The 19,392-nt window shown below is 60.4% G+C and carries 20 protein-coding genes; 14 read left to right on the top strand and 6 right to left on the bottom strand.

The features are described from left to right. Positions 1-66 precede the first annotated feature (66 nt). From J0F90_RS10545 to J0F90_RS10515, 7 genes are all read left to right on the top strand, one after another. Positions 67-606: a Csu type fimbrial protein gene (locus J0F90_RS10545; protein ID WP_016928005.1), complete on the top strand. Its 540-nt coding sequence runs from the start codon at positions 67-69 to the stop codon at positions 604-606. Positions 607-608: 2 nt separating this feature from the next. After that, positions 609-1,112, top strand: coding sequence for a Csu type fimbrial protein (locus J0F90_RS10540; RefSeq protein ID WP_033640544.1), 504 nt, complete (start codon positions 609-611; stop codon positions 1,110-1,112). A gap of 5 nt (positions 1,113-1,117) precedes the next feature. After that, a complete protein-coding gene (locus tag J0F90_RS10535; RefSeq protein WP_162835082.1) occupies positions 1,118-1,666 on the top strand; it encodes a Csu type fimbrial protein in 549 nt (182 codons plus the stop codon). 24 nt (positions 1,667-1,690) lie between these two features. Further along, positions 1,691-2,455 (top strand): fimbrial biogenesis chaperone, encoded by a 765-nt coding sequence (locus tag J0F90_RS10530; protein ID WP_033640548.1) that lies wholly within the window; start codon positions 1,691-1,693, stop codon positions 2,453-2,455. A gap of 67 nt (positions 2,456-2,522) precedes the next feature. After that, positions 2,523-4,943, top strand: coding sequence for a fimbria/pilus outer membrane usher protein (locus J0F90_RS10525; RefSeq protein ID WP_195757904.1), 2,421 nt, complete (start codon positions 2,523-2,525; stop codon positions 4,941-4,943). A 20-nt stretch (positions 4,944-4,963) separates the two neighbouring features. Beyond that, positions 4,964-5,896, top strand: a complete 933-nt coding sequence (locus J0F90_RS10520) for a Csu type fimbrial protein (RefSeq protein ID WP_033640550.1) — start codon at positions 4,964-4,966, stop codon at positions 5,894-5,896. A 135-nt stretch (positions 5,897-6,031) separates the two neighbouring features. Beyond that, complete coding sequence (locus J0F90_RS10515) at positions 6,032-6,271, top strand: DUF1480 family protein (protein ID WP_004931517.1); 240 nt, start codon at positions 6,032-6,034, stop codon at positions 6,269-6,271. Between the two features lie 54 nt (positions 6,272-6,325). On the opposite strand, the gene J0F90_RS10510 is transcribed toward J0F90_RS10515, so the two are convergent. Continuing rightward, positions 6,326-6,925, bottom strand: a complete 600-nt coding sequence (locus tag J0F90_RS10510) for a papain-like cysteine protease family protein (protein ID WP_033640552.1) — start codon at positions 6,923-6,925, stop codon at positions 6,326-6,328. 4 nt (positions 6,926-6,929) lie between these two features. Beyond that, a complete protein-coding gene (locus J0F90_RS10505) occupies positions 6,930-7,322 on the bottom strand; it encodes an ASCH domain-containing protein (protein ID WP_033640554.1) in 393 nt (130 codons plus the stop codon). Between the two features lie 339 nt (positions 7,323-7,661). On the opposite strand from J0F90_RS10505, the gene yniD reads away from it, so the two are divergent. Beyond that, complete coding sequence (yniD, locus tag J0F90_RS24685; protein WP_016928013.1) at positions 7,662-7,754, top strand: small membrane protein YniD; 93 nt, start codon at positions 7,662-7,664, stop codon at positions 7,752-7,754. Between the two features lie 27 nt (positions 7,755-7,781). Here the strand turns inward: yniD and J0F90_RS10500 are convergent, their stop codons facing one another. Beyond that, positions 7,782-7,934, bottom strand: coding sequence for a hypothetical protein (locus tag J0F90_RS10500; protein ID WP_162835083.1), 153 nt, complete (start codon positions 7,932-7,934; stop codon positions 7,782-7,784). 159 nt (positions 7,935-8,093) lie between these two features. Here J0F90_RS10500 and J0F90_RS10495 point away from each other — a divergent pair, with 159 nt between their 5' ends. Next, positions 8,094-8,303: a hypothetical protein gene (locus tag J0F90_RS10495; protein WP_033640556.1), complete on the top strand. Its 210-nt coding sequence runs from the start codon at positions 8,094-8,096 to the stop codon at positions 8,301-8,303. Between the two features lie 147 nt (positions 8,304-8,450). Here the strand turns inward: J0F90_RS10495 and J0F90_RS10490 are convergent, their stop codons facing one another. Both J0F90_RS10490 and J0F90_RS10485 read right to left on the bottom strand, forming a co-directional pair. Beyond that, the gene (locus tag J0F90_RS10490) at positions 8,451-9,869 is read right to left on the bottom strand and encodes a serralysin family metalloprotease (protein WP_033640557.1); all 1,419 of its coding nucleotides are present in this window, start codon (positions 9,867-9,869) and stop codon (positions 8,451-8,453) included. 333 nt (positions 9,870-10,202) lie between these two features. Beyond that, positions 10,203-11,546 carry a 2-hydroxycarboxylate transporter family protein gene (locus J0F90_RS10485; RefSeq protein WP_016928018.1) on the bottom strand — a complete coding sequence of 448 codons (1,344 nt, stop codon included), beginning with the start codon at positions 11,544-11,546 and terminating at the stop codon, positions 10,203-10,205. Positions 11,547-11,978: 432 nt separating this feature from the next. On the opposite strand from J0F90_RS10485, the gene pckA reads away from it, so the two are divergent. Beyond that, complete coding sequence (gene pckA, locus J0F90_RS10480; RefSeq protein WP_016928019.1) at positions 11,979-13,598, top strand: phosphoenolpyruvate carboxykinase (ATP); 1,620 nt, start codon at positions 11,979-11,981, stop codon at positions 13,596-13,598. Positions 13,599-13,654: 56 nt separating this feature from the next. Here pckA and J0F90_RS10475 read toward each other — a convergent pair whose 3' ends face one another. Then, a complete protein-coding gene (locus J0F90_RS10475) occupies positions 13,655-14,299 on the bottom strand; it encodes a TetR/AcrR family transcriptional regulator (RefSeq protein WP_033640560.1) in 645 nt (214 codons plus the stop codon). Between the two features lie 93 nt (positions 14,300-14,392). On the opposite strand from J0F90_RS10475, the gene J0F90_RS10470 reads away from it, so the two are divergent. The 4 genes from J0F90_RS10470 to J0F90_RS10455 all read left to right on the top strand — a co-directional run bounded on the left by J0F90_RS10470 (position 14,393) and on the right by J0F90_RS10455 (position 19,355). Continuing rightward, positions 14,393-15,091, top strand: coding sequence for a DAPG hydrolase family protein (locus tag J0F90_RS10470; protein WP_016928021.1), 699 nt, complete (start codon positions 14,393-14,395; stop codon positions 15,089-15,091). A gap of 92 nt (positions 15,092-15,183) precedes the next feature. Next, complete coding sequence (locus J0F90_RS10465) at positions 15,184-16,488, top strand: MFS transporter (RefSeq protein WP_033640562.1); 1,305 nt, start codon at positions 15,184-15,186, stop codon at positions 16,486-16,488. 168 nt (positions 16,489-16,656) lie between these two features. Further along, complete coding sequence (locus tag J0F90_RS10460; protein ID WP_033640564.1) at positions 16,657-17,916, top strand: MFS transporter; 1,260 nt, start codon at positions 16,657-16,659, stop codon at positions 17,914-17,916. Next, entirely contained in the window at positions 17,913-19,355 is a 1,443-nt protein-coding gene (locus J0F90_RS10455; protein ID WP_033640566.1) for a glycoside hydrolase family 32 protein, read from the top strand. The genes J0F90_RS10460 and J0F90_RS10455 overlap by 4 nt, the downstream gene beginning before the upstream one ends. Positions 19,356-19,392: the final 37 nt, after the last annotated feature.

The following is a 19,392-nucleotide window of genomic DNA, read 5'->3' as shown; positions in this document are numbered from 1 at the left end:
AATACGTTCAACCCACCTCTGGGTGGCGTCTTTGCGGGCTTTCTCTCATACGGCAAGGAATATAAGATGAAAAAAACTCTGATGGCATTGACCTCGGTAGCAACCCTGCTGTGCGCCAACGGCGCGGCTAACGCAGCAGGCACCATTCAAGGCACGTTAGGCGTGACGCTGACCATCGGCGCCGGTTGCGTCGTGGGGGGCGGCAGCAGCAGCGGTTCCGTCAACGACTTCGGCTCCATCAGCTTCGGCACTTACTCTTCACTGGCCAACATCATCGACGCCAGCGCCACCGGCGCAGGGGGGGCCGGTACGCTGTCATTGACCTGCACGACCGGCACAGACTACACGGTGGCGCTGGACAACGGGCTCCACGTCACTTCAGGCACCCAACGCCGCATGGCCAGCACGGCAGGCGCATTCATCAGCTATAACCTGTACCAGGATGCCGCACGCACCACCGCCTGGGGCAGCGGCGCCAACGCGCGGACCGGTACCGGCACCGGCGCCGCCGTTCCGCTGATCGTGTATGGCCGCGTACCGGCGGCCGGCTCTACCCCGGCGGCGGACACTTATAACGACACCGTCACGATGACGGTCACCTGGTAACGGTGCGGCGCGCGCTCTGCTGCTGCGGATTATGGGCGTGCAGCCTGTTGGCGCAGGCCGACAGTAAAACCGCGACCCTCGGCGTCAGCGCGACCTTGCTCAGCGCCTGTGAGGCCGGCAGCAGCTCAGGCGGCAACGTCAGCTTCGGCACGCTGAATTTCGGCACGCTGTATTTTCTCAGCACCGCAACCAGCGTCGCCGGGCAGCAAAACGCCGGCGCCATTCGGGTGAAATGCACCAACGGCACCAGCTACAGCGTTCTGCTTGGCGGCGGGCAAAGCGGCAATACCGCTGCCCGCTACCTGCAAAGCGCGGCGGGCCAACGGGTGAATTACAACCTGTACACCAACGCCGCCCACAGCGCCATTTGGGATAATCTGACGGGCGTGTCACAAACCGCCAACGGTGCGGACAACTGGCTGCCGGTCTATGGCATGATTCCGGCGCAGTCCACGCCCCCGACAGGCAGCTACACCGATACGGTACAGGTCACGATCAATTGGTAATGACGATGCGCGCTTCCATTTGCGGTTTGCTGTTCTGCCTGCCGCTTTCCCCGGCCCAAAGCGATACCGGCGTCAACGATTTGACCAAAAGCCAGCCGTTCACCGTCAATGCAACCGTGGTAAAAGGCTGCGTATTGGGCAGCGGCGTCAGTGACGTGACCACCTTCGGCACCCTGAATTTCGGCCAACTGTCCTCGCTGAGCAACGCAGTCAGCGTCGTCTCCAGCAGCGGCTCCGGTTCGGTGCTGTTTCGCTGCAACCCGGGGCTGAGCGTCACGCTGGCCCTCGGCGTCGGCAATCACGTGACCGGATCCATCGCCGGCGGCAGAAAATTACAAAACGCCGTCACGTCGGAAACGCTGCTGTATCAACTTTATCAAGACAGCAACTACGCCACTCTTTGGGGAGATGGCGCCAACGGCGGCGCGGCGCAGACCGTCGCCGCCACCGGCAGCACGCAAGAAATCAAGGTTTACGCCCGTCTGTTTTCGACCAGTACCCTGCCCACCAGTGGCGTTTACAGCGATACGGTCTTGTTGACGGTCACTTATTAAGTTTTTTGCAATAAGGATTGAGTTATGCGCATACCCTTCCGTCTGCCGTTAACGGCAGCCTTGCTCCTGGCAAGCCAACAGCACGCCCTGGCCGCGGCTTCCATTCTCATTTGGCCGATCGATCCGGTGATTGAAGATCAACAACAGGCCACCGCGCTGTGGCTGGAAAATCGCGACAGCAAACCGGTCTATATGCAAATTCGCGTGTTGGGTTGGCAGCAAACCGCCGGCAAAGACGATTACAGCAACCAAAGCGACGTGATCGCCAGCCCGCCGGTGGCGTCGATCGCGCCAGGCAAACGCCAGCTGATACGTCTGATCAAACAGTCGGCGCCGGCGGCGGGACAGGAGCGGGCCTACCGCATTTTGGTCGATGAAGTGCCGGTGAAAGAACCATCGTCGAGCGCCGCTCCCGGCGGTGCGGAGATGGGGCTGAAATTCCAGATGCGCTACTCGGTGCCGCTGTTCGTCAGCGGCAAGGGCATCTGGACCAAACAGGACAGCGAAAAACCGCGCGATTACGCGACCGCCAGCCAACCCCTGCTCAGCTATCGTCTACAGCAGCAAAGCAGCGAACGCTGGCTGGAGGTGCGAAATCAAGGCGCAGTGCATGCCCGTATATCGAAAGTGACGCTGCAAGGCCGCAGCCTGAATCCCGGCCTGATGGGATACGTGCTGCCCGGTTCACAGATGCGCTTCGCCTTGCCGCCCGCCGGCGGTTTCAGCAGCGGTAAGCTGATGGCCACGGTCAATGACAACAAACAGCCCGTAGCCATTCCGTCTTATTGAGGCCCAGGTGCAGCCGACAGGGAGGCTATCGACGCGGCGCTTCAGCCTTAAGCCGCTGGCGTGTGCCATGCTGAGCATGGCGGCCGGCGGCTGGCTGCCGTTTGCGCTCGGCGACGATCTGCCGCCGCCGCCCAGCGCCATCAGCATGCCGGACACCACGCTGTATCTGGAGCCGGTCGTCAACGGGCGCCAAACCGGCAACGTCGTGCCGGTCAACTACCGCGGCGGCCATTACTACATGACGCCCCAACAACTGCTCGACGCCGGGCTGCCGGTAGCGGATAAACAGGCGAAAGAAATCGCCGTCGATCGGCTGGAGAAGGTGGATGTCAGCTACAGCGGCGAGAGCCAGCAGTTGCTGATCAACGTGCCCAACGACTGGTTGCCGCAGCAAACCATCGGCGCCCGTTCACCGTTGCAGCGCTTGCCGGCGCAAAGCAGCCTCGGTTTGCTGTTCAACTACGACATCTACGCCAGCCAAAGCAACGGCAATGGCCGGCCGGGCTACCTGTCGGCGTGGAGCGAACAGCGGCTGTTCGACGGGTTCGGCGTCGTCGCCAACACCGGCATCTACCGCAGCGGGTTTAACGGCGGGCCAAACGACGATGGCGGCCGCTATATTCGGTATGACAGCTACTGGCGTTTCAACGATGACCAGCGGATGCTTAGTGTGATCGCCGGTGACCTAACCACCGGCTCGCTCCCCTGGAGCAGCGCCGTGCGCATCGGCGGCTTGCAATTGGCGCGCAATTTCGCGGTGCGCCCGGATCTTATCACCTACCCGCTGCCGCAGTTTTCCGGTCAGGCGGCATTGCCCAGCAGCGTCGATTTATACATCAACAGCTATAAAAACAGCACCACCAACATCAATCCCGGGCCGTTTACCCTCAACAGCGTGCCCTACATTAACGGCGCGGGTCAGGCCACCGTCGTCACCACCGACGCCCTCGGCCGCCAGGTCAGCACCACGGTACCGTTCTACGTGGCCAGCAACCTGCTGCAGACCGGCATGAGCGATTTCAGCATTTCCACCGGTTTGCTGCGGCGCAACTACGGGTTGAATTCTGCCGATTACGGGCAATGGGTAGGCAGCGCCAGCTTACGTTACGGCGTCACTGACTGGTTAACCCTGGAAGGGCGCGCCGAAGGCGCAGCCGAGTTGGCGGTCGGCGGCGGCGGCGCCGACATTCGCATCGGACAATGGGGGGTTTTCAACGCGTCCTACAGCGTCAGCCAGGCCGGCGACGAAGCGTTTAACGGCGGCAGGCCGATACAATCCCCCACGTATTATGACCCGCTGACCGGCAGGCCGTTGCAACAACCGGATCCCCAGCCCGTCTATCGCTACACCGGCAACCACGGCGATCAGAGCAGTTTTGGCTACACCTACAGCAACTCACGCTTCAGCCTCAACGCGCAACGCATCCTGCGCAGCGCCGATTTTGGCGACATTTCCGTGTATAAAAGCGACTACCGTCTGAGCCGCCGCACCGATCAGTTGACCGGCAGCGTCAGCCTGGGCCGGCTCGGCAGCCTCGGCGCCGGTTATTTTGACGTTCGCGACGCCATCGCTCAACGAACCCGCCTGATGAACCTGTCCTACAGTGTGTCGCTTTGGCGCAACAGCAGCCTGTACGCCTCGCTGAACCGGGAAATCGGCAGCAGCGGTTACAGCGCCCAACTGCAGCTCTCGATTCCGTTCGACAGTTGGGGCACGGCCAGCTTCAGCGCCGCGCGCGACAACAACAACCGCTGGAGCGAACGCGTCAGCTACAGCCGCGCCGCACCGACCGATGGCGGTTTCGGTTGGAATCTGGCCTACGCCAATAACCCGAGCGGCGGCGATTACCGCCAGGCGGATCTGACCTGGCGAACCCGCAGGCTCGAAGCCCGAGCGGGCGTATACGGCACCCGCGATGAAACCAACCACTGGGGAGAAATCAGCGGTTCGCTGGTGGCGATGAACGGCGGCGTATACGCCACCAACACCATCAACGATGCCTTTGCGCTGGTGTCCACGCAAGGATACGCCGACATTCCGGTGAGCTATGAGAACCAGCCGATCGGCAAGACCGATGCCCAGGGCTATTTACTGGTGCCGACCGTCACCTCTTACTACCATGCGAAATTCCAGATTGATCCGCTCAGCCTGCCCGCCGACGTCGCGCTGCCGACGGTGGAAAAAACCGTCGCCATTCGCGATCACAGCGGTTTTCTGGTCGAGTTCCCCATCCAACCCATCTCCGCCGCCGACGTCGAACTGGTTGACGAGCAAGGCAAACCGCTGGCCAACGGCAGCCAGGTGGCGGTGGTTGGCGGCCGTCAGCAGAGCTATGTCGGTTGGGATGGCATGACCTATATCGACCCGGTGCAACAACACAATCGCCTGAGCGTGATCCCGGCCGACGGCGGCCCGCCGTGCCAGGCGGAATTCAGTCTGGCGAAGCCTCAGGGCATCCAGCGCGTCGGCCCGGTTGTCTGCCGCTAATTCAACGACGGAGAGTCACTATGTTTCGGGGATTGAAAGCCTTATTGTTGACCCTTTCGCTGCTGCTCTGTCAGCGCGCATTCGCCGACTGCGCCACCACCAACGGCACCGTCACCTTACCGGGGAGCAGCTCTTTCGTGGTCTACAATGGGCAGATCAACGCCCAGGGCACCGCCGGCCTCAACTGCACCGGCCTCGGCCTCAATTTGCTCACGCAAAACACCGTCACGGTCAAGATCGCCTCCACCACCAACAATATGGCGGTTGCCAACACCGACGGTTCCGGCGATAAAATCGCTTACCTGATCTACCCCGACGCCAACTACCAATATCCTTACAGCATCGGCCAAACCATCGACTACAGCTCGCTGAACCTGCTGTCGCTGATCCTGATTTCCTCCAACGTCAACTTTCCGCTGTATATCAAAACCACCGCCGGCGCCAACGTGCGCGCAGGAACCTATACCGACAGCATCAACCTGATCTGGAATTACCATATTTGCGGTCTGGGCGTGCTCGGCCTGTGCGTTTGGTGGGATGGCGTCGACAAACCCAGCACGGTCAGCGTCAGCGTCACCATCACCAAAGATTGCCTGATCGGCACCGCGCCCAACGTCAACTTCGGCAGCATGGCGTTGGTCGGGCAGTTCAATCCTGTCAATCAGAGCATTACCCTGACCTGCACCAAAACCGAGGGATACAACACCTATTTCACCAACGGCAATAACCCGGTCACCGGTTGGCGGCGCATGAAAAGCGGCACCAGCAATTTCATGCAGTACCAGATTTACTTGCCTAATACGACGACCGTTTGGGATAGCACCAACAAACAGAGCGGCGCCGGCACCGGCCTGGCGCAAAGCATCCCGTATAAGGCGGCAATCAATGCGGCGCAGACGGAAGTGGCGGTCGGCAGCTATCAGGACAACCTCAGTTTTGTGGTGGAGTACTAGGCGTTGTGTTTTGCCGGCGTGGAAATTGTTTCCAAAATGTAATTTTTATGTGGCATTTTTTGCTCATTTGGCTATGCTCTTACCGATGACCACACTGGTCCAACCTCCTACCACACCATTGAGCAAGGAGTTCCCATGAGCAAAACCGTCGTAAAAATTGGCAGCTTCGAGGTCGATGACGCGCATCTTCACGCCGGCGCCGACCGCGCCGGCACCCTGAGCATTCCCTGCAAGTCCGATCCGGATCTGTGCATGCAGCTGGACGGCTGGGATGAACATACCAGCATCCCGGCGATCCTCGACGGCAAACAGTCGCTGCTGTACAAGCAACACTACGATCGGCAGGCGGACGCCTGGGTGATGCGGCTGGCATGAAAATGCATCAGAACTGCTGACGACGCGCTGTTTTCATCGGAAACAGCGCGTTTTTTATGCGATGGCGATGCCGCGGCCGGCAAAGAAAGGGGCGAAGCGGTTGAGTGACAGCTGTACTCGCTCACGCGTCGCCGGGCTGTCGCCCGAAGGATTATGGAAGGTCACGCTTTGCGCATCGGCGGCGGTGATCAGCACCAGATGCCCGCCCCTGTGCGGCGGTGCGCTCTCCGGCCGGCGAATGGCGGGATGCACCGAGGCGATAAAGTAACGGCATTCGCTAAGCAGCGCCGGCACGTCGGCAGCCGCCAGCCCCACCTTCACCTCCGCTTGCAGCGCGAACTGCTCGCGCACGTACTCGACGAACGGCGCGTAAATCGGGCCCTTGATCCGCTCACCCTCGCGCACATAGGCGCCATAGGGCAGGCTGCGCCGCGCCAGCTCCAGCAGCGGCGGCGCTGCGCCGTCGCGATGGCCCAGCACCATTTTCAGGCAGGCCATGCCGCACACGTGGTTGGCCCACTCGATGTACTCGGCCCGATCGCGGGCGCCGCTGCGCGCCCAATTTTCGTCTTGCGCCAGCGTCGCGCGGCCGGCTATCAGATCGGCGGCCAACTCCGGGCTCGCCCACTGGCACTCGTAGGGAACGGCGCGCATAAGATTAGAATTTGTCGACGACTTTGAAATTCATCAGCACCAGCGTCATGTCCGGCGAGAACAGATCGTACTCTTCGAAGAAGCGCTGCAGCTCTTTGCGCCAATGCGCCAGCGAGCGATCGCCCTCGCCTTCGGCAAAGGCGTGCGCTTCATCGACCTGATCGTAAGTTTTCATTTCCACCGCGGTCAGCTCGACCGCGCAGACCGGCTCCCCCTTGCCATCCACCACCAGGAACAGATCGCCGGCCTGCGGGATCCCTTCGCCGTCCAGGTTGGAACAGGTGGCCGTTTTGTTGCCATTGAGGATCAATTGCACCACTTCATCGGCCTGCTGCTCGGTATCGCCGAATGCCCAACGCTCAAGGTGTTCGTATTTCTGTGGAATTGCCGTCGCCATGATTATACCTTTTGGAAAAATGCCTCAATGCAGGCAGGATAGTACAACGTATTGCCGGCCGTCTGCACCCGTCGCAGGCGCGACTGCGCATTCCGCCACCGCCGTATTTACGCGTTTTTACCGTTCTTCGCTGTGCCTGTCGCGCTGCGGGGCGCATACTGTGAACATTATTCACCCAATGGCGTCCGCCAGGCGGTAACATGCGGCAAAATGACATCGATGCTGACGATACGTTCAGCGACTTACTCAACGGCGTCGCGTTAGTGACGCTTTTCCTCATCCTCCTCGCCGGCGGGTGGTATTTCAGCTAAAAAGGAAGGCGACGTGGCGACAAAACGCATGGGCAACAAGCTCAGTAAAATGGTCGTGGTGCTGCTGCTGATCTGCCTGGCGCTGCTGCTGTTGCGTTGGGCGGCGATCGCCTTCGGTTAATCCCGAGAAACGACGCCGGCGCCCTGTTCACCGCCGCCGTGGCGCAGTCGGCTCCAGCAACTCCCGCAAATAGGCCAAACGCGCCTCCTCCTGAAGCAACCAGCGGCGACACAGCCAATGCTGCGTTTCACCCGTGCGGCTCAGGCGGTAGTACTCCGCCAAGGTTTCGACCCAGTTCATGATGTTTTCTCCTGCTTTTTGACAACGCAAGTATTGAGCGTAAAAACCAGAAGAAATACTGATGGCTTGTTTTTTATGCTTCCTGTTTTAGGCGGCGGGTAGCGAAGCCGCAGCTCAGCTGCTACATTGGGCAAAAATCAACCCACCGAGGTGTAGACCATGACGTTCTCGGAACAGGAGATTAAACCCGTATGGGATGAGGTCGCACGCCTGATCGGCGATGGCGTGATGCAACTGCGTCATCGCGGCGAAGCGCTGTCGGTGGAAACGCTGGAAAAACATCTGACGCGGCAGTTGGCGGACAGCAACGATATCGAACGGCGCATCCTGCTCGGCGCCGCCATCAACATGCTGAAAGGCGGAAAATGAATCGCCAACCGAAGAAGGTTGGCGATCCGACAGAAGCCCGAGGTATGCAAGCCCGGCCTTCTGCGCGCTACTATGTCACGCTAATATGACGTAATTAATAGGAATTGTCGGGTTTTTGCCCAAAATGCCCTATTTTTGTTGCCTGCATCAGGCCAGCACGAAATCACCCGCATCCAGCGGCTGTCCCACCACTTTCACCAGGAAATCGTTGCCGTCAAAGCCGCCGCCCAGGTTGATCGCCACGTCACTGACGTGATTTTGCGCATCGTAGCTCAGCGTCGCCTCGCCCGCCTTGCCGCTGAACTGATCGACGAAGCGGATGCCGTCGGCGCTGCCGGTGTTGAACAGCGTCAGATCGATCTTGTCCTCGCCGCGCACGAAGTCGCGGATCCAATCCGGCGCCGCCGCCGTCGACTCATCCGCCGCAAAGTAGACGAAGGTGTCCTTGCCGGCGCCGCCCCACAGCTGATCCGCCCCTTTGCCGCCGTACAGCACGTCATCGCCCGCGCCGCCCTTGAGCACGTTATCGGCGGCGTTCCCTACCAGCACATCGTTACCCGACCCGCCGATGGCGTTTTCAATCGTTACGCCTGCGGCGATAGACACGTTGCCTTTCAGGCCGCCGACGTCCGAGAACGCCTTTTCATTCAGATTGATGCGCTGATTCTGGCCGAAGCCGGAGAAGTCGAAGGTGTCGTTGCCGCCGGCGTCCCAGGCGGTGAAGATTATCTTGTCCTGCGCGCCGGTGGCGGTGAGGAAGTCGCGATCGGTGTTGGAATTGAAACCGTAAACCGTGTCGCCGGTGCGGGTGTTCATGTTGGCGCCGTAGAAATGCTGGATCGCCGTGATGTCGTTGAGCAACGGCCCGGAAGAGTACGCGCCTTTAAAGTCCTGCCCGGTGTTGCTTTCGCTGAAATAGCTCATCAGGCTGTGCGCGCGGCTGTCCTCAAAGTAGGTCGCGTCTTTAGCGTAGGTGATGCTGACGCCCGGCGCGGCGTTATAGTCGCCCGGATGCTGCAACCCCAACGCATGGCCGATTTCATGGGTGAAGGTCTGGCGACCGTACTCGTTCTCATGGATCTGGTTGTTGACGAAGGTAGGGTTCTTGGCGTTATACCAGGTTTGCCCGGCGACCGAAGGCGAGGAGTCCGGGTTATACGCGAAGGCATAGGAGCCGCGCGAGCTGTAGTCGAACAGGCCGAATTTGATGTTGGCGGCGGCGGTGTTGCTGGTTTCGGTGAAGGTGATGTTAGCCACGTCTGACCATGACTGCAGCGACAGTTTAGCCTGCTCGCGCTGTTCGGCGTTAAAGCTGCTGAAGCCGCTGATGCTCATGCTCGACATGTTGCCCGGCGCCTTTTCCCAGAAGCTGTAGGTCAGGGAGACCGGCGTGTCGGTCACGCCCTTGTCGTGCCAACTGCGATCGCCGCGCACCAACTCCAGGCCGGCGTTTTCGAACGTTTTCGACGGATGAAGCACGGTAATGGTGTCGTCTTCATCGGGTTTATAAGCGCCCAGCAGGGCTAATACGCCTTCTGCCTTAACGGAAGCATTGCTTGATGACATAACCTTATCTCCATATTCGTCAATTCAATCGGGGGGATGCCCCAACTGGCGGATTGCCTGAACGGCAGCGGCCCGGTGTTGAATCAATACGGGGATATCGGTAATGCGCTGGCGCCTTCCCTCGGCACTCTGAATGAGAACGATAATCCCTTAAGAGAAAAGAATAGACACATTTTCACCGATTACAGAATTTTCTTAGATAAAGTACGGCTATGCATTTGCGCCACACGAATGATTTTCAAGGTAATAATCAGCACTATCACGATAAGCGAATAAAAACGCATAAAAAAACCGGGGCAATCCAACCCCGGTTATCCATAAGATACCCTGGACTCAGACTAACCAACCAAGCAGCAGCGTCGCGCCGATGACCGTGGAAGCGCCGCCGATGCGCGTGGCGATTTGGGCGAACGGCATCAGCCCCATGCGGTTCGACGCCGACAGGATCGCCACGTCACCGGTGCCGCCCAGGCCACTGTGACAACAGGTGACAATCGCCGCCTCCACCGGAAACATCTTCAGGTAAGGCGCAATCAAGAAACTGACCAGTCCCATCGACAGCACCACCGAGCCGCAGACCACCACATAACCGACCGAGAACACCGCCACCACGCTTTCCAGCGGCACGTACAGCATGCCCAGACCGATCATCAGCGGCCACACCAGCGCGGTGGAGACGAACTTGTAGAAACTGTGCGCGCCGGTCTCCATCGAAGCCGGGATCACCCGGCAGTACTTGCACAGCACCGCGAACAGGATCATCAGCACCGGCCCGGGAATATGCACGATGTGTTCGAACAGGCCGCCGACGATAAAGAAGGCGCAGATCACCAGCAGCCCGCCGCCCATCAGTTGGAAATCGACGTTGCCGCTTTGCTCCTTGATGGCGAACATCGCGTTCTCCTGCGCCGAACGGATCAGCATGCCGTCGCCGCTCAGCGCCTTGCGCTGCATACCGATGCGCGCCAGCACCCCGGCGGTCACGATGGCGAAGATGTTACCCAGCACCGCCGCCGGCGCCAGCTGCGCGACATAGACATCCGGCGTCGAGCCCAGGATCGCCGAATAGGCCAGCGACAGCGGTAAAATCCCCTCGCCGATGCCGCCGCCGATGATCGGCACGATGATGAAGAAGAAGGTGTGATAGAAGGTAAAGCCGAACAGCTTGCCCACCAGCAGCCCGGTGATCACCGCCGTGATCGTGCCCACCACCAGCGGCACGAACATGCGAATCATCCCCTGGATCAGGATCACCCGGTTCATGCCGAGAATGCTGCCGACCACCAGACTGGCGATGACGAAATAAAGCAGGTTCGCGTCTTTCATCAGCAAATGGACGGTGCCCATGACGTTGGGCTGGAAGACATTGAAATAGACCAGCACCGACGGCACCATCAAACACAGAATGGCCGGCCCGCCGATATCGCGCAGCACGGGAATGCTTTTTCCCAACTGCGCCAGCGCAAAGCCCAGCGTCATTATCACCGCCAGGCCGCCGATCATATTCTTCGGCAGGAAGTTGGCGTAGGCGGAAATCGCTACGATCGCGCAAATCGTGATAAACAAGGCGATCGGTACCGCGCCGATATCTATTTGACGAAGTTGATTAATTAATCCTGATGATTCGGACGATGCCGTATTTTTATCACAGGCCAGTTCTGCATTTATCTGTTTCATTATTCACCCTGCTGACAAGCGTACAGTACGGTTAGATTCACCTGGCGCAAAAACTTTGCCATAGCCAAGCAAAAACAAATGATTACGAAAAATCCTATTGTGGATTTCGCTTTTTCTAATAAGAAATAAAACAGTAGACAGCCATGACGATATGATAAAAAATAAAAATGAAAAACTAAATTACGCCGGCGGAATTCAATATTGTGACCCTCCGCCAAGGTTAGTTTTAATTAATTATCGTCAGCATTTTGTAATTAAAGTAAGCAGGCTTAAATTCGCTGCTATGCTATAGGAGGGCGAAAAAGCCCCCTGTTTTATTAATAAAGAACCGGAAATGCATTAGCTGAATCCGGTCAGCTTGATCCGAATCTCAATCCTGCGCGCGGCACCGCACGGGAAAGAGGCATAATATGACTCATAAGGAAGTAGAATATGTCTTCACGCGCTGTTACCCCACAAACCCTCGCTCGCTACGGCATCCATCAGGCCGCCGACATCGTCTATAACCCCAGCTATGAATTGCTGTTCGCCGAAGAGACCCGCGCCGACCTGCCGCCGCTGGAGCGCGGCACCCTCACCCAACTGGGCGCGGTCAACGTCGCGACCGGTGAATTTACCGGCCGTTCGCCGAAGGACAAATACATCGTGCGTGACGACACCACGCGCGATACCGTTTGGTGGTCGGACAACGGCACCGGCAAGAACGACAACCAGCCGCTCTCGCCGGAAGTCTGGCAGCATCTGAAGACGCTGGTGGGCAATCAGCTCTCCGGCAAGCGTCTGTTCGTGGTGGACGCGTTCTGCGGCGCCAACGCCGACACGCGTCTGAAAGTGCGCTTCATCACCGAGGTGGCCTGGCAGGCGCACTTCGTGAAAAACATGTTCATCCGCCCGAGCGACGCCGAGCTGGCGGACTTTGAACCGGACTTCGTGGTGATGAACGGCGCTAAATGCACCAACCCGGACTGGCAGCAGCAAGGGCTGCACTCGGAGAACTTCGTCGCCTTCAATCTGACCGAGCGCATGCAGCTGATCGGCGGCACCTGGTACGGCGGCGAAATGAAGAAAGGCCTGTTCTCGATCATGAACTATCTGCTGCCGCTGAAGGGCATCGCGTCGATGCACTGCTCGGCCAACGTCGGCGAGCAAGGCGACGTGGCGGTATTCTTCGGCCTGTCCGGCACCGGCAAAACCACCCTCTCCACCGATCCGAAACGCCAGCTGATCGGCGATGACGAGCACGGCTGGGACGACGACGGCGTGTTCAACTTCGAAGGCGGCTGCTACGCCAAAACCATCAAGCTGTCGCCGCAGGCGGAGCCGGAAATCTATCAGGCGATCCGTCGCGATGCGCTGCTGGAAAACGTCACCGTGCTGGCCGACGGCAGCATCGACTTCGACGATGCCAGCAAAACCGAGAACACCCGCGTCTCTTACCCGATTTATCACATCGAGAACATCGTCAAGCCGGTGTCCAAAGCCGGCCACGCGCGCAAGATCATCTTCCTGACCGCCGACGCCTTCGGCGTGCTGCCGCCGGTGTCGCGCCTGACGCCGGAGCAGACCCAATACCACTTCCTGTCCGGCTTCACCGCCAAGCTGGCCGGCACCGAGCGCGGCATCACCGCGCCGACGCCGACCTTCTCCGCCTGCTTCGGCGCCGCGTTCCTGACCCTGCACCCGACGCAGTACGCCGAAGTGCTGGTGAAACGCATGGAGGCCGCCGGCGCCCAGGCTTACCTGGTCAACACCGGCTGGAACGGCAGCGGCAAGCGTATCTCGATCAAAGATACTCGCGGCATCATCGACGCCATTCTGAATGGCGACATTGAGCAGGCCGAGACCTTCACGCTGCCGATCTTCGGGCTGGCAGTGCCGACCGCGCTGCCGGGCGTCGATCCGTCTATCCTCGATCCGCGCAAAACCTATGCCGACGAATCGCTGTGGCAGGAGAAAGCGCAGGATCTGGCGCAGCGCTTTATCGATAACTTCGCCAAATATACCGTCACCCCGGCGGGCGAAAAACTGGTGAACGCCGGGCCGAAGCTGTAACGCAGACGTTTTGCATTCTGCTGTTTAAGGGCCGAACTCTCGGCCCTTTCTTGTTTTCATCCTTCCGCCAGCAAACCCGGCATCACCAGCGCCACCGCCGCCGCGATGCGTTCGTCGATCGCGCTGCCCGGCGGCAACAGTCCCAGCGTCATCTGCCGTAGCGGTTCGGCGATGGTCATCGCCAACATCAGGTCGCTGGTTTGCGCCCAGTCGCGCTCACGCAGCCACCCGCACTGCTGCTGGCGCTGCAGCCAGTCCGCCACCGTCGTCCGGCCGCGCTGAATGCCGTTACGCTGATAGCTGTCCAGCAGCGCCTCGCGCCCCGGAAACTCGCTTTGCAACAGCCGAAACATCCCCACCGCCTCGGCGCTCAATACCTGCTGCGCGATGGCCTGCAGCCCTTTTTCCAACAGCGGCGCCACCGCCGCCCGTTGCCCGGCATCCTCGGCGAAGGCCGACTGAAACGCCTCGGTCCAGCCGCTCACCGCCTGCGCGACCAGTTCGTCGCGATTAGCGGCAAACCGATACAGGGTTTTTTTCGCCACTCCGGCGCGTTTCGCCACCGCGTCCACCGTTGCTGCGGCATAGCCGCCGTCGAGCAGCAACGCCAGCGTCGCCTGCGCCAGCGCGGCGCGCAGCGCCGTTTCCGGCGTGGCCGGCCGACCGCGAGCGCGCGGCGGTTCTTCATTCGGGTTCGCCATCGTTATTCCTCACAAGCATTGACAGACTCAGCATAGCAGCATAGTTTTATTTTGGAAACGATACTAGTTTCCAAAATAAAACAGGAACCCATTATGACACACCCTTCCCTGCTGGCGCCGTGGGGCGTCAACGATATCAACGAGTTGCTCAGGCCCGAACCGCTGCGGCTGGAGATGGGGCTGAGTCGCAGCGCCGACGGCCTGCTCACCGTCGCGATTCGTACCGATCTGCACGGCTGCAAAGGACGCATGCTGGACTGGTGGTTCACCTTCTTCGAAAACACGCAGCACATCAACTGGTGGCACCCGCACGATCACGTCGAACATCGCGGCTGGGATCGCCACTGGAAAAAAGGGGAAAGCTACATCGGCGCCAGCATCGAAGCGGTCGAATGGCTGGCGGAGCTGCCGCCGGTCGCGGCGCGCCTCAAGTTCCACGCCGCCGATGACTTCTTCGCGCCGCAGCCGCTGCGCCAGGCGCGTGACGCGCAGGCGCTCTCCGCCGCGGTTTGCGCGCGCATCGGCTTCGGCGATCAGGTGGCGTTGGATGACAACGGCGATCCCTGCGACGGCGAGATGCTGCATTTGGTGCGCGATACGCCCTACGGGTGCGTGCTGCGCAGCCGCTTCCTGCTGGGTAAAGCCTGCGCCAACGCCCACGACGAACTGTCGGATGACATCGGGTTTAACCTGATGCGCCACTGCTACAACGAGTTCAGCTATCTGGCGCAGTTCCTGCCGTCGCTGTACTACGCCGAAAACGGCCGCGAGCCAGCGCCGTTGCTCTGGTGAATCGCGCCTCACAGTTCCCGCTGAAATCAATTGATTGTTTTGTCGTATAAATTTAGAACTGACGAACAATAATTCAAAATATGGGAACGGGGATGAATCAACAGACTCTCGACGCGCGCCGCTCGCGTCAGGCGTTGCTGGCCGGCTCGGTCGGCAACTTTATCGAATGGTATGAGTTCGGCGTATACGGGTTCCTGGCCACCGTTATCGCCGCCAATTTTTTCACGCTGCAGGGTGAAAATGAAATCACCAGCCTGATCCTCACCTACGCCGCTTTCGCGCTGGCGTTTTTCTGTCGGCCGATCGGCGCGGTGATCTTCGGCCGCATCGGCGATCGCATCGGCCGTCGCCCGACGCTGATTGCGGTTCTGCTGTTGATGACGCTGGCCACCGCGCTGATCGGCGTCATGCCGACCTATGCCTCGATCGGCGTCGCCGCCCCGCTGCTGCTGACGCTGCTGCGCATGTTTCAGGGGCTGTTCGCCGGCGGCGAATTCGGCGGCGCCGTGTCGCTGATGACCGAGTTCGCCCCGAAGGGCAAGCGCGGGCTGTTCGGCGCCTGGCAGTCGCTGACCGTCGCGCTCGGCCTGTTGGCCGGCGCCGGATTGGTGGCGCTGTTGGCCGCGCTGCTCAGCGCGCAGCAGCTGCATGACTGGGGCTGGCGCATTCCCTTCCTGCTGGCGCTGCCGATGGGCGCCGTGGCGCTGTGGCTGCGGCTCAAGCTCGAAGAGACGCCCACGTTTACCCAGGCGCAACAGGCCGCGGAACACAACGCCCCACCGCCGGAAGCGAGCTTGGGCGGCGTAGCGAAAACCATACTGATCGGCATCGGCCGCATGATGGGCTGGTCGGCCGCCGGCTATACCTTTCTGGTGGTAATGCCTTCCTATTTGCAAACCTCGCTGCACGCCACCTTCCAGCAGGCGCTGGTGGCGACGGTGCTGGCCAACGTCGGCTTCGCCCTGACCATTCTGCCGGCGGGCATCATCAGCGACAAACTGGGACGTAAAACGGTGATGCTGACGGCGGTGGCGGCGGTGATCCTGTTCACCTTTCCCTTACTGCACCTGCTGCAGGATGCGCAGAGTTCACTGTGGGCCAAAGGGTTGGCGGTGATGGTCGCCGGCGCCGTGGTCGGCCTGCTGGCCGGTCCCGGCCCGGCGATGCTGGCTGAGATGTTCCCGACCCGGGTGCGCTATACCGGTTTGGGGCTGGCTTACTCGCTATCCAATGCGGTGTTTTCCGGTTCGGCCGGGCTGATTATCACCGGCCTCATCAAACAGACCGGCAATATCGACATTCCCGCCTACTACGTGGTCGCCACCTCGGTGGTGAGCCTGTTTGCGCTGATGACGCTGCGCCGCGACGATCATCTGCGCTCGCTGAACGAACGTTAATCCTGCGGGGGCACATCGCCCCCTTGCCAACTCGTGACCTCGATCACAAGGTAAAAATGTTAACGTTAACTTTTGTGATTAACATCTCATGTGTGATATCTGGCCGCTTCATACCTTCGCGAGTTAACGTTAACAATAGAGCTAACTTCACTCACCGGGGCCCTACCCATGAACCGCGAAACGAAAAAATATTACGTGCTGCTCAGCGGCCTGCTGTTCTTCTTTTTCTTCACCTGGTCTTCCAGCTTTTCGTTGATCTCGCTGTGGCTGAATCAAAAGATCGGGCTGAAAGGCGCCGAGACCGGCCTGATCTTCTCCGCTATCTCGCTGGTGGCGCTGTGCGCACAGCCGCTGTACGGGTTTATTCAGGATAAACTTGGGCTGCGCAAACACCTGCTGCAGTTTCTCGGCGTGATGCTGCTGCTGACCGGCCCGTTCTTTATCTACGTTTACGCCCCGCTGCTGGCGAGCAGCCTGCCGCTCGGCGCTTTGGTCGGCGGGGTGTTCATCGGCGCGACCTTCTTCGCCGGTATCGGCGCGCTGGAATCTTATACCGAGCGAGTCAGCCGCATCAGCGGTTTCGAATTCGGCCGCGCCCGCATGTGGGGCTCGCTTGGCTGGGCCAGCGCCACCTTTGTGGCCGGTTTTATCTTCAATATCAATCCGAACATCAATTTCTGGCTGGCCTCCGCCGCCGCCGTGGTGTTCCTGGTGCTGCTCAGCCAGGTACGCGAGCTGAAGCCGAATGCCATGGCCGGCCTGGCGTTCGGCAAACCGGAAAACCTGCGGCTGCAGGACGCGCTGGCGCTACTGCGCATGCCCGGCTTCTGGGCGCTGGTGGTGTTTGTGCTGGGGATCAGCGTATACAACGTCTTCGATCAGCAATTTTCGGTCTACTTCGCCTCACAGTTCGCTTCTCGCGCACAGGGCAACGAGATGTACGGTTTTCTCAACTCGCTGCAGGTCTTCCTCGAAGCCGGCGGCATGTTCCTGGCCCCGCTACTGGTGAACCGCATCGGCGCCAAACAGGGGCTGTTGCTGGCCGGTGGCGTAATGGCGCTGCGCATGTTCGGCTCCGGCTTGGTCAGCGGCGCCTTGATGATCTCCGCCATGAAACTGCTGCACGCCGTAGAGTTGCCAATCCTGCTGATCGCTATTTTCAAATACATCGCGAGCCGCTTTGACAGCCGACTCTCCTCCACGCTGTACCTGGTAGGTTTCCAGTTCATCACCCAGGTGATGGCCAGCTTCCTGTCACCGCTGGCGGGCTACGGTTATGACCGCATCGGCTTTGCCGACACCTATCTGCTGATGGGCTGCGCGGTCGCCGCCACCACGCTTGTCTCCTGTTTCCTGCTGCGCGGCGAACGCTCCGCCACGGCAACGCCCTTTCCATCCGCCATTAAATCAAGTGAGTCTGTCCAATGAATACTGCCTTAGCTCAAGCCGACCATGCGGTCGAAGCCCTGCGCGCAGAACGCCGAGACGATTATTATCCGCAGTTCCATCTCGCGCCGCCCGCCGGCTGGATCAACGATCCCAACGGCCTGATCTGTATTGACGGCGTCTATCATGCCTTCTTCCAACATCATCCCTATAGCGAGCACTGGGGGCCCATGCACTGGGGGCACGCGACCAGCCGCGACCTGATACGCTGGCAGCATCAGCCCATCGCCCTGGCGCCCGATGCGCCCTATGACCAAGACGGTTGCTTTTCCGGCTGCGCCGTGGATGACAACGGTGTGCTGACGCTGATTTACACCGGCCACGTGTGGCTGGGCGAACCCGGTGACGACAGCCAGGTGCGGGAAGTGCAATGTCTGGCCACCAGCGAAGACGGCATACGCTTCGTCAAGCACGGGCCGGTGCTGGTCCCGCCGGACGGCATTCAGCATTTTCGCGATCCGAAAGTCTGGCGTGAGAACGGCGAATGGTGGATGGTGGTCGGCGCCAAAGAAAACGGCCTGGGCCAGGTGCGCCTGTACCGTTCTGCCGACCTGCGCGCCTGGCGCTTCGATCGGGTGCTGGCCGGCGCGCAAACGGCGCATCAAGGGTATATGTGGGAATGCCCGGATTTCTTCCCGCTGGGGGAACAACACCTGCTGCTGTTCTCGCCGCAAGGACTGGCGGCGCAGGGCTACCGCTACCGCAATCGCTTCCAGAGCGGCTATCTGCTTGGCCACTGGCGGCCTGATAGCGATTTTACGGTGACCCAGCCCTTCTGTGAGCTGGATGCCGGCCACGATTTCTATGCGCCGCAGACCTTCACCGCCGCCGACGGCCGTCGGCTGCTGTTTGCCTGGATGGATATGTGGGAATCACCGATGCCCAGCAAAGCGCACCGCTGGGCCGGCGCCCTCACCCTGCCGCGCGAGCTGACGCTGGCCGCCGACGGCAGCGTCCGCATGACCCCGGCGCGTGAACTGGCGGCGCTGCGCCGAGAGTCACACGCGTTGTCGGCGCAGACGCTGACCAATCAGCAACTGCCGCTGGCGAACGATATGCAGGAGCTCATCCTGACGTTGAGACAGGCCGACAGCGACGCCGAACGTTACGGGCTGGCCATTGGGAGTGCGGCGCGGCTGTACGTCGACAATCAGTCACACCGACTGGTGCTGGAGCGTTTTAATAAGCACCCGGCGCTGTGTGCCTGCCGCAGTGTGCCGCTGCCGGAAGGTGACACCGTGTCGCTGCGGATCTTTATTGACCGCTCCTCGCTGGAAATCTTCGTTAATCAGGGAGAGGCCTGCCTGACCAGCCGCTTCTATCCGACGGCGGGCGATCGCCGCCTCAGCCTGTTCGCCGAAGGCGGCCGGGCGCAGTTCGAGCCCATCACGGGGTGGCAGTTGGCGAGCATCTGGGGGTAATGGGAATGAGCACCGGGCACGCAGCGACGCACCCGGT

This window comes from Serratia marcescens subsp. marcescens ATCC 13880, assembly GCF_017299535.1.
Lineage (GTDB): Bacteria > Pseudomonadota > Gammaproteobacteria > Enterobacterales > Enterobacteriaceae > Serratia > Serratia marcescens.
This window is presented reverse-complemented; position numbering and strand designations above follow the sequence as displayed.